The 15,305-nt window shown below is 49.5% G+C and carries 17 protein-coding genes; 9 read left to right on the forward strand and 8 right to left on the reverse strand.

Going from position 1 to position 15,305, the window contains the following annotated elements; all coding sequences use genetic code 11:
* Positions 1–85 precede the first annotated feature (85 nt).
* A complete protein-coding gene (gene ompC / locus LCS67_RS11615) occupies positions 86–1,204 on the reverse strand; it encodes a porin OmpC (protein WP_000758335.1) in 1,119 nt (372 codons plus the stop codon).
* A gap of 716 nt (positions 1,205–1,920) precedes the next feature.
* Between ompC and LCS67_RS11625 the strand changes: the two genes are divergently transcribed.
* Positions 1,921–2,463: a YybH family protein gene (locus LCS67_RS11625; protein WP_000513130.1), complete on the forward strand. Its 543-nt coding sequence runs from the start codon at positions 1,921–1,923 to the stop codon at positions 2,461–2,463.
* A gap of 55 nt (positions 2,464–2,518) precedes the next feature.
* Here LCS67_RS11625 and LCS67_RS11630 read toward each other — a convergent pair whose 3' ends face one another.
* From LCS67_RS11630 to sad, 4 genes are all read right to left on the reverse strand, one after another.
* Positions 2,519–3,433, reverse strand: coding sequence for a bestrophin family protein (locus tag LCS67_RS11630; protein WP_170909375.1), 915 nt, complete (start codon positions 3,431–3,433; stop codon positions 2,519–2,521).
* Between the two features lie 257 nt (positions 3,434–3,690).
* Positions 3,691–4,050 (reverse strand): DUF4186 domain-containing protein, encoded by a 360-nt coding sequence (locus LCS67_RS11635; protein WP_000992447.1) that lies wholly within the window; start codon positions 4,048–4,050, stop codon positions 3,691–3,693.
* Positions 4,050–4,976, reverse strand: coding sequence for a glutaminase B (gene glsB, locus LCS67_RS11640; protein WP_000090081.1), 927 nt, complete (start codon positions 4,974–4,976; stop codon positions 4,050–4,052). The genes LCS67_RS11635 and glsB overlap by 1 nt, the downstream gene beginning before the upstream one ends.
* A 72-nt stretch (positions 4,977–5,048) precedes the next feature.
* Positions 5,049–6,437, reverse strand: coding sequence for a succinate-semialdehyde dehydrogenase (gene sad / locus LCS67_RS11645; RefSeq protein WP_000178411.1), 1,389 nt, complete (start codon positions 6,435–6,437; stop codon positions 5,049–5,051).
* A 102-nt stretch (positions 6,438–6,539) separates the two neighbouring features.
* Here sad and ptrR point away from each other — a divergent pair, with 102 nt between their 5' ends.
* A complete protein-coding gene (ptrR, locus tag LCS67_RS11650) occupies positions 6,540–7,412 on the forward strand; it encodes a putrescine utilization regulator PtrR (protein ID WP_000366539.1) in 873 nt (290 codons plus the stop codon).
* A 115-nt stretch (positions 7,413–7,527) separates the two neighbouring features.
* Positions 7,528–8,718: a sugar transporter gene (locus tag LCS67_RS11655; RefSeq protein ID WP_000154621.1), complete on the forward strand. Its 1,191-nt coding sequence runs from the start codon at positions 7,528–7,530 to the stop codon at positions 8,716–8,718.
* A 46-nt stretch (positions 8,719–8,764) separates the two neighbouring features.
* Here LCS67_RS11655 and LCS67_RS11660 read toward each other — a convergent pair whose 3' ends face one another.
* On the reverse strand, positions 8,765–9,430 hold the full coding sequence (locus tag LCS67_RS11660; RefSeq protein WP_000968968.1) for a MarC family NAAT transporter: 666 nt from the start codon (positions 9,428–9,430) through the stop codon (positions 8,765–8,767).
* Between the two features lie 258 nt (positions 9,431–9,688).
* Between LCS67_RS11660 and marR the strand changes: the two genes are divergently transcribed.
* From marR to marB, 3 genes are read left to right on the forward strand one after another with little or no spacing between them, the layout of a single operon-like run.
* The gene (gene marR, locus LCS67_RS11665; protein ID WP_000843435.1) at positions 9,689–10,123 is read left to right on the forward strand and encodes a multiple antibiotic resistance transcriptional regulator MarR; all 435 of its coding nucleotides are present in this window, start codon (positions 9,689–9,691) and stop codon (positions 10,121–10,123) included.
* A 19-nt stretch (positions 10,124–10,142) separates the two neighbouring features.
* Positions 10,143–10,526: an MDR efflux pump AcrAB transcriptional activator MarA gene (marA, locus tag LCS67_RS11670; protein ID WP_000091194.1), complete on the forward strand. Its 384-nt coding sequence runs from the start codon at positions 10,143–10,145 to the stop codon at positions 10,524–10,526.
* Positions 10,527–10,554: 28 nt separating this feature from the next.
* Positions 10,555–10,770: a multiple antibiotic resistance protein MarB gene (gene marB / locus LCS67_RS11675; RefSeq protein ID WP_000783049.1), complete on the forward strand. Its 216-nt coding sequence runs from the start codon at positions 10,555–10,557 to the stop codon at positions 10,768–10,770.
* A 118-nt stretch (positions 10,771–10,888) separates the two neighbouring features.
* Here marB and eamA read toward each other — a convergent pair whose 3' ends face one another.
* Complete coding sequence (gene eamA / locus LCS67_RS11680) at positions 10,889–11,791, reverse strand: O-acetylserine/cysteine exporter (protein WP_000987753.1); 903 nt, start codon at positions 11,789–11,791, stop codon at positions 10,889–10,891.
* Positions 11,792–12,018: 227 nt separating this feature from the next.
* Between eamA and ydeE the strand changes: the two genes are divergently transcribed.
* Both ydeE and mgtS read left to right on the forward strand, forming a co-directional pair.
* Positions 12,019–13,206, forward strand: a complete 1,188-nt coding sequence (gene ydeE, locus LCS67_RS11685; protein ID WP_031568996.1) for an efflux MFS transporter YdeE — start codon at positions 12,019–12,021, stop codon at positions 13,204–13,206.
* Positions 13,207–13,453: 247 nt separating this feature from the next.
* On the forward strand, positions 13,454–13,549 hold the full coding sequence (mgtS, locus tag LCS67_RS11690; protein ID WP_000901531.1) for a protein MgtS: 96 nt from the start codon (positions 13,454–13,456) through the stop codon (positions 13,547–13,549).
* A gap of 348 nt (positions 13,550–13,897) precedes the next feature.
* Here the strand turns inward: mgtS and LCS67_RS11695 are convergent, their stop codons facing one another.
* Positions 13,898–14,290, reverse strand: coding sequence for a YdeI family stress tolerance OB fold protein (locus LCS67_RS11695; RefSeq protein WP_000775494.1), 393 nt, complete (start codon positions 14,288–14,290; stop codon positions 13,898–13,900).
* A gap of 426 nt (positions 14,291–14,716) precedes the next feature.
* Between LCS67_RS11695 and LCS67_RS11700 the strand changes: the two genes are divergently transcribed.
* Entirely contained in the window at positions 14,717–15,244 is a 528-nt protein-coding gene (locus tag LCS67_RS11700) for a 2-oxo-tetronate isomerase (protein ID WP_001235359.1), read from the forward strand.
* Positions 15,245–15,305: the final 61 nt, after the last annotated feature.

Below are 15,305 nucleotides of genomic sequence, written 5' to 3' on the forward strand. Positions count from 1 at the left end.
TAAATTAACAATAATAAAGGTTAAGCAGTGACACAGTTTTGGGAAAAGGAGGGTATCCCTAAACTGTCTTAATCAGCAAGTTTTATCAAAACTCGTAGACTAAGCCGAGCGCCACGGTGTTGTCTGTATTAGGATTCGATGGGTTGCCATCTTTTAGCAGATTGATTTTGTAGTCAACATACGCGGACATATTTTTATTGAAGTAGTAATAGGAACCCACATCAATATATTTCACAAGGTCGAACGAACCCAGTCCATCAACATCATTGGCTCTGGATTGCAGGAACGCCAGTGACGGGCGTAAGCCATTATCAAATTGATATTGCCCTACCATTTCCCAGTTATCGGTTTTATGTGCAAAGCCGCCCAATGTATCGCCCATATAGGTCATATCATAAGTACGGGTATAGTTTGCCGCCAGGTAAATATTATTGGCATCATACTTCACGCCGCCAGTCCAGGCTTCAGCGCGGTCGCCATTGTCGTATTTATCTTGCGTCATCTGATCAAGCGTGCGTTTGGAACTGGTATAGGCTGCCCCCAGGCTCACCCCCATGCCCAAATCATATGTCGCTGATGCCCCGAAACCATCGCCATTCTGGTACGCGATACTTTTTCTGGCATTATTACTTAAAGGATCACCTTCTTTCGACAGGCCGTCATTTTTACCCTGATACTGCAACGCAATATTCAGACCATCAACCAGACCAAAGAAATCATTATTGCGATAAGTCAGAACGCCATTCGCGCGTCCGGTCATAAAATTATCGGAAGCTTCATACGAATCATTACCAAATTCAGGCAGTACGTCAGTCCATGAACCAATGTCGTATAACACGCCATAGTTACGACCATAATCAACAGACCCCATATCGGCAAATGCTAAACCAGCAAAACCGAGACGCGTCCAGCTTTGCGGGGAACCGCTGGAGTCACCATCTTCCGGACGATTGGCGTTGACCTGATACTCCCATTGTCCAAAACCGGTTAGTTGATCGGTAATTTGAGTCTCGCCTTTAATACCCATACGGATATAAGATTGATCGCCATCCGTACTATGATTACTGGAAAAATAATGCAGGCCGTCGACCTTGCCATACAAATCCAGTTTATTGCCATCCTTGTTATAGATTTCTGCTGCATTGGCGGCTCCAGCCATCATTACGGCTGCGGCTACCGCAGATAACACCACTACTTTTTTCATTTTATATGCCTTATTTGTCTTATTTTTGGACTTTCCGCAAAGCCTGCTCGCGGAACTGTCCAGGACAATATCACTAACAATTACCGTGCGTTAAGTTTCAAAGTGTAATATTAGCTTGCTATGTATTAGTGATGTTAAAATGCAAGTTAAGCATGGCTACATCAATGATATGCCCTGTTTTCTGCTGTAATAACAAGGAGGTTACCAGTAGAGAACTGGCTTACGGTCGGGGATGCCAGGGCGAGAATGGCACTGAACACTCGGCTGGCATTCGTTAAGACGGAATCATAATCAAGTCAGTTGAGGCCACAGCCCTTCTTATTTTTGTGTATAATTTGTTACGTTTACATTTATTTTTAAATTAGCGTTATGAAAATATCAGTACTACTGAAATAGCACTTCTTCGCTTCGTGTATTTTTACTATGGTTAATTATCACATAGCGCAAACGGTCATTTGTGTATCACTATTCATAAGATTAACTATTTACCAGAGGTAATAAATACAAAAACAAATCAAGGGACAACAACAATACTGAAACTCTAAATTTTGATATTTTGAGTCATGCCGTTACAAACAAATACGATATTCTTAATTGCACTACTCCCTTTTCGGGGTAATTTTATAGAAGGATGTTTTTTATTGTTCGTGAGCCATGCTCCTTTAGTATAAAGGTGAACGTAACAGGAAAGATAAAGCGTCTCAAAAACAGACCATATGGGTATAACTATTATGCAAAAAACGTCACTATTGTTTTCGACCGCCGCGATAACGTTAACTCTGATGGCGTCATCGGCATCAGCGGCAACGCCAACCGCCGCACAAAATGAAGCTACGTCGACCGTTAAACAAGAAATTACAGAAGGTATTAACCGCTACCTTTATTCAATAGATAAGGCAGACCCAACGTTAGGCAAGCAGCTCTTTTATGTTTCACCGGAAACCAGTTTTATTCATCCACGCGGTCACGAACGCGGATGGTCGCAGATCGCTGAAAATTTTTATGGCACCACTATGGGTAAAACCTTCAGCAAACGCACATTAAAACTGGACGCTCCCCCTGCTATTCATGTGTATGGCAATGCCGCCGTTGCAGAGTTCGACTGGCATTTTACCGCGGTACGCCGTGATAATGGGCAGACTCAACACACGACAGGCCGCGAAAGCCAGGTGTGGGCGAAGATACCAAACACAGGATGGCGAATCGTTCATGTCCACTACTCCGGTCCAGCCAAAACCGGCGTTGGAGAAGGCTATTAAGCTTTGCTCTTCAGGTTATGGCGCAGATGAACATTCTGCGCCAGTTAAGACGATCTCAGGTCAGTTGATAGTGCTTATCCGGTATCCGTTTTGCCGGAATATCCCTTTCATCATTCATTTGCAGTAAATCGATTTCTATCGCATTGCATATCGCATCCAGCGGTAAATCATTATTTTCAGTACCGAACGGATCTTCCAACTCTTCCGCCAACGCATCCAGCGCGATAAACGTATAAGAAATAAGCACCGAAATAAACGGCGTCATATAGTGCAGATCAACCACCAGTGCAAATGGCAACATAATGCAGAAAAGATAAACTGTACGATGCAAAATTAACGTATAGGCAAAAGGCACCGGCGTATTGGCGATGCGCTCACAGCCGGCCAATACTGACGACATATCATTTAAGCGGTTGTTGAGGCTATGAAATAAAATATCGGAAAGCTTTCCGCTGCGGCGGCGAATCGCCAGCCACTCTCCCATCAGCAATAAGATACGGTTAGCGGGGGAATGGGAAGCGACAACTTTCTGTAACGCCTCCTGGTCAAGATAGTTTCCCAGAACTTGCGTTTGAAGCTGTCGACGCAATGTCATACGCAAACAGTGGGCAAAAGCGATTTGTAACCGAATAAAATCCTCGATACCGCGTTCATCAGGTAAGGTTGTTTTCACCTCACGCAGTATTGAGCGTGAAGCGATCATCAACTGCCCCCACAAATGTCGGGCTTCAACGTAACGCGCATAACAGGCATTATTGCGAAACCCCAGAAAAATGGCGATAGCGACGCCCAGTATGCTAAACGGCGCAAGGGTAAACTTAATACCCAGCATTGTGTACCAGGGCAGCATGATAATAACGGCGATAGAAAGAAGAAAGTTAAGGAGTAGTCGTGAAAAGATTTTAGATAACACGGAACCATGCCAGACAAATATCAGGCGAATCCAGTGCTGTTGTGGTCTAACGATCATGATTATCTTCAGCAGGTGAAAAAGCACTGTCATTAAACGTGATCCAGATCAAGGTTGCAAGCTTCTGGCGATACACGGGTTCCCTGCCCTGTAGAACATTTTTTTGCACAGTGCTGACAGGCGTTGAAAAAAAAAACAACCAAATGTATGTTGTAACTAAAAAGACATTTCAGCACATGAGATATATGACGGTCAACGGCTGCTATCAGTGGTATAGGGTGTTTTATCGGGGAAAGCGTCAGCAACGACGCACTGCCCTACCGCTGATTCATTTGTATGACCAGCCAGTAATGGATAACGTTGACAATATACTGTTGCTGCGCTTCGCTCAGCGGTTCTCCCTGAGGTATCTGGTGCCACTTCGCCAGGCACCCGCGACAGCAGGTTGCCGTCGCATGTTGCGCGATAAATACCGGATGGCCCCGCATCGGCGTTTGCTTACCATCATTCGCCGGGTGAGCTGGCGCCAGTCGCTGGGCGATAAAATCAGCGGCGTGTTTATCAATTACCTCCGCGCCTTTATCCCAGCAATATTGTCTTTCTTTTATCCCGAGACGAAAACGCGAACGAAATGTCGATCGCGCCAGGCGGGCAAAGAGCGGTTCAAGCGCATTCATCAGTATACCGAACGTCCTAACGTTTGTGTTAATTGTTCAAGCGCGGCGATACCTGCCAGAGAGTTTCCCGCAGGATCCAGCTCCGGACTCCAGACGGCAATCGCCATTTCATGCGGCACAATGGCGACAATACCGCCGCCCACGCCGGATTTAGCTGGCAATCCCACCCGCCAGGCAAACTCTCCGGCATTCTGATACATCCCGCTGGTCGCCATTAGCGCATTAATCTGCCGGGCCTGCATGGGGGTAACTACCGGCTCGTCGAGATGAAACGCCTCGCCCTGATTCGCCAGAAAGACAAACGTCCTCGCCAGTTCCATGCAGCTCATTTTCAACGCACAGTAGTGGAAGTAATTTTGCAACACGGTAGGCACATCATGATGAAAATTACCGAATGATTTCATCAGCCAGGCAATAGCGGCGTTACGGGCGGAATGCTCAAATTCAGAGCGCGCGACCGTAGCGTCATACGTAATATCCGATACGCCGCAAAGCGCGCGCACAACTTCCAGCATCCGCTGACGCGGCGCGCTAAGCCGCCCTTGCAACATGTCGCATACCACCAGCGCGCCCGCATTGATAAATGGATTACGCGGGATGCCTTGTTCCATCTCTAACTGAACCAACGAATTGAACGGCGAGCCGGAAGGATCTTTTCCGACGCGCTGCCAGATCTCCTCTTCCGGATAATGACGCATCGCCACCACCAGACTAAGCACTTTCGAAATAGACTGAATAGAGAAGCGTTCGTGCGCATCGCCCGCCTGATAATGCTGCCCGTCCACGGTACAAATCGCTATCCCTAGCTTTGAACCCTCGACGGACGCTAATGCCGGAATATAGTCAGCGACTTTGCCCTGGCCAATGAGGGGGCGAACGCGCTGTAAAATCGTCTCTAAAATTGCATTATCCATGGCCCTGGCCACAACATGCTCCTTGCTCGCAGGTCTGAAAAGGCCTGCGAGTATAGCAGAGGGCGCCACGCGACGTCAGGGCGATTAGACGCGGTTCTTCCAGACGGTCTGCACATTACAAAATTCGTGTAAACCAAAGTGCGAAAGCTCACGACCGAAGCCGCTTTTCTTCACCCCGCCGAATGCCACACGCGCATCGCTGGCGCTGTACCCATTAATGAATACCCCGCCGCACTCAAGACGCGCCGCCATCTCCGCGGCCAGCGTATCGTCGGCGGTAAAGATCGTCGCCGACAGGCCAAACTCACTGTCATTCGCCAGCGCGAGGGCGTGCGCCGCATCTTTTGCAACGGTAATGGCGGCAACAGGCCCAAAAAGTTCCTGACGAAATGCCGTCATGTCAGGTGTGACATCCGCCAGAACGGTCGCGGCATAATAGTTGCCCTCCCCGGCGATTTTCTCGCCGCCCAACAGTAGCCGTGCACCTTCGGCGACGGAAGCCTGCACCTGTTGATGGAGTTCATCACGCAGATCAAAGCGCGCCATCGGCCCCAGGTCATTCTCTTCAACCAGAGGATCACCCATCTTTAATGCTGCGGCAGCCGCCACAAAACGATCGGTAAACGCCTGCGCAATGCCCTCTTCGACAATAAAACGTTTGGCGGCGGCGCAGACTTGTCCGGTGTTTTGATAGCGTCCTGCAACCGCGGCTTTTACCGCCAGTTCGAGATCGGCATCATTGAGTACAATAAACGGATCCGAGCCACCCAGTTCCAGTACGCACTTTTTCAGCGCCGCCCCAGCCTGAGCACCAATCGCCGCGCCGGCGCGCACGCTACCGGTCACCGTCACCGCCGCGATTCGCGGATCGTTAATCATCTGACTCACGCCCTCATTATTGGCGTTCACCCATCCATAGACGCCAGCAGGAGTACCGGCTTCCGTCAAGATTCGGGCTATCATCTGCGCGCAACCCGTGACATTGGGCGCATGTTTTAACAAGTAGCTATTCCCCGCCAACAGTATCGGCACTGCCCCGCGTAACACCTGCCATAAAGGAAAATTCCACGGCATTATCGCCAGAATGACGCCCAGCGGACGGTATTCAATCACCGCCTGCTGATTTTCTACCAGCGTAGGCTCAGGATTCAGCATTGCCGGGCCATGTTCCGCATACCAGTCGCATAACGCGGCGGATTTCGTCACTTCCGCACGCGCCTGCTTTATGGGTTTCCCCATTTCACGCGTAATACATTGCGCCATCTCTTCTGCATGAGCGCGAAGCGCCTGACCAATATCACGTAATGTTTGCGCCCGTTGCGCTACCGATGTCATTTTCCACTTTTTGAAACCGCTCGCCGCCAGACTCAGCGCATGTTCAATCTCTTGCGCGTTAGCCCAGGGCATTGCCGCCAGCGTCTGGCCGGTCGCAGGATTCACGGATAACGCCTGTGTTGCAGTCATCATGGTCATGTTCTTTCTCTCGTTATCAGGGGGGTTGTACCATCATGACGCCCTTTACCATTTCTGAAAAATGAATAATATTAACCAGACTATTCACGAATTGAGAAAACCATGGACCTGACGCAACTGGAAATGTTTAACGCTGTCGCTCTGACGGGCAGCATTACGCAGGCGGCGGCAAAAGTGCACCGCGTTCCGTCCAACCTGACCACGCGTATCCGCCAGCTTGAAGCCGACCTGGGCGTCTCTCTGTTTATTCGCGAAAACCAGCGGCTCAGGCTATCACCAGCCGGGCATAACTTTTTACGTTACAGCCAGCAGATCCTGGCGCTGGTTGATGAAGCCCGTATGGTGGTTGCCGGAGAGGAACCGCAAGGACTGTTTTCACTCGGCGCGTTAGAAAGTACTGCCGCCGTACGTATCCCCGCGCTGCTGGCGGGTTATAACCAGCGTTACCCTAAAATTCAGTTCGCGTTAACGACCGGTCCTTCCGGCGCCATGCTGGATGGCGTGCTCGAAGGAAAGCTGAACGCCGCCTTTATTGATGGCCCGCTAATGCATCCGGGGCTGGAAGGTATACCGGCTTACCAGGAAGAGATGATGATCGTCGCGCCACACGGCCATTCCGTCGTTTCGCGGGCCAGCGAGGTGAATGGTTATAACATCTATGCTTTTCGCGCCAACTGTTCTTACCGACGGCATTTCGAAAGCTGGTTTCATGCCGATGGCGCGACTCCAGGTACGATTCACGAAATGGAGTCATATCATGGAATGTTGGCGTGCGTAATTGCCGGCGCAGGTATTGCGCTGATGCCAGCAAGTATGCTCAACAGTATGCCAGGACATCATCAGGTGGAAGCCTGGCCGTTGGCGGAGAAGTGGCGCTGGCTTAACACCTGGCTAATGTGGCGGCGCGGGGCGATGACGCGTCAGCTTGAGGCCTTTATCGAGTTACTTAACGCCCAACTGGCGAGCGTCGACTGAAGACGAAACGGCCTGCGAAGTAAATGAGAAGCAGGTCACAAAATGATTGTCTTTTCGCCAGTAAACGTTTTAAGATCGCGGTCTCACCTTCTCGCAACTAACCCGAAATATTTTTATGACAATCAATCCAGTTTCCCGCAAGGTCGCGTGGCTACGGGTAGTTACGCTTGCTATTGCCGCTTTTATTTTCAATACCACAGAATTTGTGCCGGTTGGTTTGCTATCAGACATTGCTGAAAGCTTTCATATGCAAACCGCGCAGGTCGGCATCATGCTAACCATTTACGCCTGGGTAGTTGCCGTCATGTCGCTGCCTTTTATGCTTCTTACCAGTCAAATGGAGCGCCGTAAGCTACTAATTTGTCTGTTTGTTTTGTTTATTGCCAGCCATGTGCTCTCCTTTCTGGCATGGAACTTTACCGTGCTGGTCATTAGCCGTATTGGTATCGCTTTCGCCCACGCTATTTTCTGGTCGATAACCGCCTCGCTGGCGATCCGCCTGGCCCCTGCCGGGAAACGCGCGCAGGCATTAAGTCTGATAGCGACCGGCACCGCGTTGGCCATGGTGCTTGGGCTGCCGATAGGTCGCGTTGTTGGTCAGTATTTTGGCTGGCGCACCACCTTTTTTGCCATCGGCATGGGCGCATTAATTACGCTGCTATGTCTGATTAAGCTTCTACCGAAATTGCCGAGCGAGCATTCCGGCTCACTAAAAAGTTTACCTTTGCTATTCCGGCGCCCGGCGCTGATGAGCCTCTATGTACTGACCGTCGTTGTGGTGACTGCGCATTACACAGCTTATAGCTATATTGAACCGTTCGTTCAGAATGTCGCCGGGCTCAGTGCGAATTTTGCTACCGTCCTGTTACTGATCCTCGGCGGCGCCGGGATCATCGGCAGCCTCGTGTTTGGTAAACTGGGTAATCGCCATGCCTCGTCGCTCGTCAGTATCGCTATTGCCCTGCTGGTTGTCTGTCTGCTTCTGCTGCTGCCTGCGGCGGAGAGCGAAGCGCATCTGGCCATACTGAGCATTTTCTGGGGCATCGCGATTATGGTGATAGGGCTCGGTATGCAGGTGAAAGTACTGGCGCTGGCCCCGGACGCGACCGATGTCGCAATGGCGCTATTTTCAGGCATCTTTAATATTGGTATTGGCGCTGGCGCGCTGGTAGGCAATCAGGTGAGTTTGCACTGGTCAATGTCGGCCATCGGCTATATTGGCGCCATACCCGCCTGTGCCGCGCTGGTATGGGCTGTGCTCATATTCCGCAAATGGCCAGTGACGCTGGAAGAACAACCGCATTAAGACATTCGTCTGCCGGGAACAGGTTTCCGGCAGACGAAAATGCGCCTTAGTGGTACGTTTTAATAATTTCCAACACGCCGTTGATAATAAATTGCACGCCCATACACACCAGCAGGAATCCCATTAAGCGGGAGATCGCTTCAATCCCCCCTTTACCCACCAGCCGCATAATAGCGCCAGAACTGCGTAAGCATCCCCACAGGATCACCGCCACGGCAAGAAAAATAATCGGCGGCGCGACCATAATGACCCAGTCGGGAAACTCGCCGCCATGACGCACCGTGGAAGCGGAACTGATGATCATTGCGATGGTCCCCGGTCCTGCGGTGCTTGGCATAGCCAGTGGAACAAACGCAATATTGGCCGTCGGTTCGTCTGCCAGCTCCTCCGATTTGCTTTTCGCTTCCGGCGACTCATGCGCCTTCTGCTGCGGGAAAAGCATTCTGAAGCCGATAAACGCCACGATTAACCCCCCGGCGATCCGTAGCCCTGGAATCGAAATACCGAAGGTGTTCATGACTAACTGCCCGGCATAGTACGCCACCATCATAATAGCGAAGACATAAACCGAAGCCATATAGGACTGCCGGTTGCGTTCCGCACTATTCATATTGCCCGCAAGGCCAAGAAACAGCGCCACGGTGGTTAGCGGATTGGCTAACGGGAGCAGTACGACCAGCCCCAATCCAATCGCTTTAAACAAATCCATCATAATACTATCTCTTACCCATCAGCGTTTCATGAACCGGAAGTATAAAGTGAAATTGCCCAGGCGCGCCATTTCGCCAGTGTGCAAATTAATATCCTCTACAACATATAACCTGTAATTATCAATTAGTTACAAGTTATCACAACACAATACTCCGGACGCCTTTTAGCAAATCGTGGCATCGGTCAATTCATTTAGTTGACTTATACTTGCCTGGGCAATAGTATCTGACGAAATTAATTACTTGCCGGGGCAACCATTTTGAAAAGCACCAGTGATCTGTTCAATGAAATCATTCCGCTGGGTCGCTTGATCTACATGGTAAATCAAAAAAAAGATCGCCTGTTAAATAACTATTTATCCCCGCTGGATATCACCGCAACACAGTTTAAAGTGCTGTGCTCGATACGCTGCGCGGGATGTATTACCCCGGTTGAACTTAAAAAAGTGCTGTCTGTCGATCTCGGCGCATTGACGCGGATGCTCGATCGCCTGCTGTGCAAAGGCTGGATCGAAAGACTGCCGAATCCTAATGACAAACGCGGCGTACTGGTGAAGCTAACGCCGGACGGCACGGCAATTTGTGAGCAATGTCATCAACGACCAGGGCAAGACCTGCATCAGGAATTAACAAAAAACTTAACGGCGGACGAAGTGGCAACGCTTGAGTATTTGCTCAAGAAAATTCTGCCGTAGACAAAAAAGAGGTATGACGATGTCCAGACGCAACACTGACGCTATTACTATTCATAGCATTTTGGACTGGATCGAGGATAACCTGGAGTCGCCGCTCTCACTGGAAAAAGTGTCTGAGCGTTCAGGATATTCCAAATGGCACCTGCAACGGATGTTTAAAAAAGAGACCGGTCATTCATTAGGCCAATACATCCGCAGCCGTAAAATGACGGAAATCGCGCAAAAATTAAAAGAGAGCAACGAGCCCATTCTCTATCTGGCGGAACGCTATGGCTTTGAGTCACAGCAAACATTGACCCGGACGTTCAAAAACTATTTTGATGTGCCGCCACACAAATACCGGATCACCAATATGCATGGCGAATCACGGTATATGCTGCCGCTGAACCATGGCAACTACTAGTTTGTTTATGCGCCACGCGAAGAGCACCATGAAAATGCTGTTTCCCGCCCTGCCGGGTCTGTTACTTATCGCCTCCGGATATGGCATTGCAGAACAAACTTTGTTACCTGTGGCGCAAAATAGCCGCGATGTGATGCTGCTGCCCTGTGTGGGCGATCCGCCAAATGACCTTCACCCCGTGAGCGTGAACAGCGATAAGTCAGATGAATTAGGCGTGCCCTATTATAACGACCAACACCTTTAACCTCTTTGCCCCGTTTTGCGGGGCATTTTTTTAGTACCGTCTGGCGATGACAAGTCCGCCGCTATCACCTCGCGGTATGGTCTGAAATTAGCGTTTGTCTTCTTAGTAACATAATGCCTCATCCCCTGACGCGCGCAGTACGGCGCACACGAAATCCAAACACATTGATATAGAGTCCAGCCATAATCAGTACTGCGCCCGCAAGCTGCATCCCGGTCAACGTTTCCCCGAGTAACACCGCAGCGCTCGCCAGCCCGACTACCGGCACCAGCAATGATAACGGCGCCACGCGCCAGGTCTCATAGCGCCCCAGTAACGTGCCCCAGATGCCGTAGCCAAGTATAGTGGCGACAAAAGCCAGATAAAGCAGCGACAATATCGTCGTCATATCGATGGTAATAAGGCTTTGCGTAATGTGATCCGCCCCCTCCAGTAGCAGCGATGACAGCAGGAACGGCAGGATCGGGATCAGCGCGCTCCAGACCACCAGCGACATCACCGCCGGGCGCGGACTATGTTGCATAATTTTTTTATTAAAGATATTGCCGCAGGCCCAGCTAAATGCCGCCGCCAGAGTCAGCATAAATCCCGACATCGCTATATGCTGTCCGTTGAGACTGGCTTCAATCAATACCAGTACACCTATGATCGCCAGGGCGATCCCCGCCAACTGCTTACGTTGTAACCGCTCGCTAAAAACAAACGCCCCCAATGCCATGGTAAAAAAGGCCTGCGCCTGTAATACCAACGACGCCAGTCCTGCGGGCATACCAAACTTTATCGCGCAAAAGAGAAAGGCGAACTGCCCAAAGCTTATCGTCAGCCCATAGCCCAGCAACAGCGTAAGCGGGACTTTAGGCCGGGCGACAAAGAAAATTGCCGGAAACGCCACCAGTAAAAATCGTAATCCTGCCAGCAATAATGGCGGCATATGGTGCAGGCCTACTTTGATGACAACAAAATTGAGCCCCCATACGACAACCACCAGTAACGCCAAAAAACCGTCTTTACGCGACATCATCGGCCCCTGTCATTATTAAAATTTTGTAAAAAGGTAAGTTATCGGAAATCAGTGCGCCATAACAGGACTTTTCTTTTTACCGTGAGCATGGCATTGAACAACACACGATGGGCAAAATCCTGCGTTATGGTATGTTAAGACTACGCTATAGCGTATAGACATCATGCTTTTGCGGGCACGGTAGATTAAAACGTCCCGATACGTAACCTCCATTTCAGGCAGGAAAAATGAATCCAGGATTGAGACGTTCGACGTTGGCTCTACTCGCCTCATCGCTGTTATTGACAATTGGACGCGGCGCCACGCTCCCCTTTATGACCATCTATCTTAACCGTCAGTACGGTTTAGGCGTGGATCTGATTGGCTACGCGCTGACCAGCGCGTTAACGATTGGCGTCATTTTTAGTCTTGGCTTTGGGATTCTGGCGGACAAGTTTGATAAAAAGCGCTACATGTTACTCGCGATTATCGCCTTCGCCTGCGGATTTATCGCCATCCCAATGGTGCATAATGTCGTACTGGTTGTCCTGCTTTTTGCGCTTATTAACTGCGCCTATTCGGTTTTTTCTACCGTCCTGAAGGCCTGGTTCGCCGATAATCTCACCGCGACAAAAAAAACACGGATTTTTTCGCTCAACTATACCGTACTCAATATCGGCTGGACGGTTGGCCCGCCGCTCGGCACGCTGCTGGTGATGCAAAGCATCAATTTACCCTTCTGGCTTGCCGCTATCTGTTCCGCATTTCCGCTGGTCTTTATTCAGGTATGGGTGACACGTTCGGTTGCCGCCAGCGAGGGGAAAAATGCCGCTATCTGGTCTCCCTCCGTTCTGCTGCGCGACAAAGCATTATTGTGGTTTACGCTTTCGGCATTTCTGGCCTCCTTTGTGGGGGGCGCCTTTGCGTCCTGTATTTCACAGTACGTTATGGTCGTTGCCGATAGCGGCTTCGCGGAAAAAGTGGTAGCCGTCGTCCTGCCGGTTAATGCGGTTATTGTGGTCAGTTTGCAATACGCCGTGGGCCGTCGACTTACCGCCGTCAATATTCGACCAATGATGACGACCGGCACCGTCTTTTTTATCGCTGGGCTCATCGGATTTATTTTTTCAGGCGACAATCTGTTTTTTTGGGGGCTTTCAGCGGCAGTATTCACGATTGGCGAAATTATTTATGCCCCCGGCGAATATATGTTAATTGACAACATTGCGCCTGCCGGGATGAAAGCCAGCTATTTTTCAGCGCAATCGTTGGGCTGGCTGGGTGCGGCGGTAAACCCGCTGGCCAGCGGCGTCATCCTGACGACGCTTCCCGCCTGGTCGCTTTTCGTTGTCCTGATAATCGCCATTGTGTTCGCCTGGGCACTGATGTTAAAAGGAATGCGGATTACCCCTACGCAACAGGCTATCACCTGTTAATTATCTGCAGCCAGTCATGTGCGCTGTTTCTGGCGCACTGGGTTAACCCTATATATTGCAGGCTAATTATCTGCTGTCACTGCGATAATTCAGGAATATTCCTGGGCGCTGACGAAAATATTCTAATGCTTTACCCTTCCAGTAAAATAAATACGCAATCCAGACTTTGCTTAAGTATAAATTAGTACTATAGTCTGTACGAGGTTTTTTAAAAAAGAGGATGCACGCTAAAATAAGGAGAAACGAGATGTTAGGCAGTATTAACCTTTTTATCGTTGTATTAGGAATTATTTTATTTTCCGGATTTCTGGCCGCCTGGTTCAGTCACAAATGGGATGATTAATGAACGGAGATAATCCCTCGCAGAGCCGGCCCCTTGCTGCATCGTTGCGCAAGGGGCCGCTTTTGTCTGGATGGCAGGCAAAAAAAAACCGCCGGTTCACCAGCGGTAAATGCTTGCATGGATAGATTTGTGTTTTGCTTATACGCTACCGGGCAAATTCTTGCGAGGATAACGGATCGCTAACGACTGTAGCACCGTCAATATCAATGAAGCTTAAACGATACGCAACCAGACCTGAATAAGACATTATGGGATCTTTTTGTCCCCCAGGCGCTTTTACAAGACCCATGGTATCAGGCCAGCCGCGTGCCTCGTATGGCTGACCTGGAGATTGCCGGTTAGCGCGCGTTATTTTTGCAGTCGGTTCACGCGAACAAGCGGTTCCTTCGCTTTCTTGTCCAGACTACCGTTAATGTTGATCATTTGATCCGGCTGAACTTCCCGCCCATCAAATACGGCGGAAGGAATTATCACGTTAATCTCGCCGGATTTATCACGAAATACATAGCGATCGTCGCCTTTATGATCAATAAGGTTGCCGCGCAGCGAAACGGTCGCGCCATCATGCAGGGTTTTTGCCTGTTCGATGGTCATTTTTTCTGCATCATCCGTACCGCGATAACCATCCTCAATAGCATGAGGCGGCGGCGGCGCCACGTCTTTTTTTAATCCCCCTTGATCATCCGCTAGCGCGTAAGGCATTATCAGCAAACTTAAAAATGCAGCCACCGGTAGTTTCATGCTCTCTCCTTAATAACGTCTATTTGACGTATTAAGTCTGGCCGCTATTTTTAGTTTTTACAAACATGAATTTACCCGCAGGATATTAAGCAATAAAATCAACCCATCCGGATTAATATGCAACCGATATCAGCGCCGGTGAGCACGAAAGCGTAACGGCGTAATAGTTAACTCGCCACATCGCTGAAGTCATATGCATCAACGTCTTGATAGCAATTCAGAATAATCGGCTTTATTTTTTGAGGATAATGGCCTTACGCATAATCAATGACAGTCATCGCCGCAGAAAAGTAAGCAAGTTATGCAACAGCGGGTTTGTTGGTAACTGGATAAAATAATCATTCACTGACAATGTCATAAAATAAATATGCCATACTTGAGAAGAACGAACATATTTCATTTGTCTCTGTAACGGAAAAATAAACGATGAGATTAGAACAGCACGATATTGTCACCCTTGATGAAGCCGAAACCATCGATAGCCTGACAAAAAAACTTGGTCATTTACTGGTTAACCAGAAACTCCGTCTGACCACTGCAGAATCCTGCACTGGCGGGAAACTGGCTTCAGCATTGTGCGCAGCAGAAGATACGCCCTCATTTTACGGTGTGGGTTATGTCACCTTTACTGATGAAGCCAAAGCAAAAATCTTGCGCGTACAACGCCACAGTCTTGCCGAACATACCGCCGTCAGCGAAGCGGTCGTTACTGAAATGGCACAGGGCGCTAAGGATCAGGCTGAGGTCAATATCAGCATAGCGATCAGCGGCTATGGCGGTCCGGAAGGCGGCGAAGATGGCACGCCGGCGGGCACCGTTTGGTTTGCCTGGAATATTAACAATACAACTTTTACAAGCCGACAACATTTCAACGGAGATTGTCAGGAAGTATTGGAAAAATGCGTACGCTTCGCCCTCGCTGAATTGCTTTTTCTGTTAACGAAGAAAGCATAAAAAATAATTTCATCTGACCGGTCAGAATAACTCCCGGTCAGAATAAAAAAATGCGAGCCTA

Source organism: Salmonella sp. A7, from assembly GCF_020181675.1.
Classification (GTDB): domain Bacteria; phylum Pseudomonadota; class Gammaproteobacteria; order Enterobacterales; family Enterobacteriaceae; genus Salmonella; species Salmonella enterica.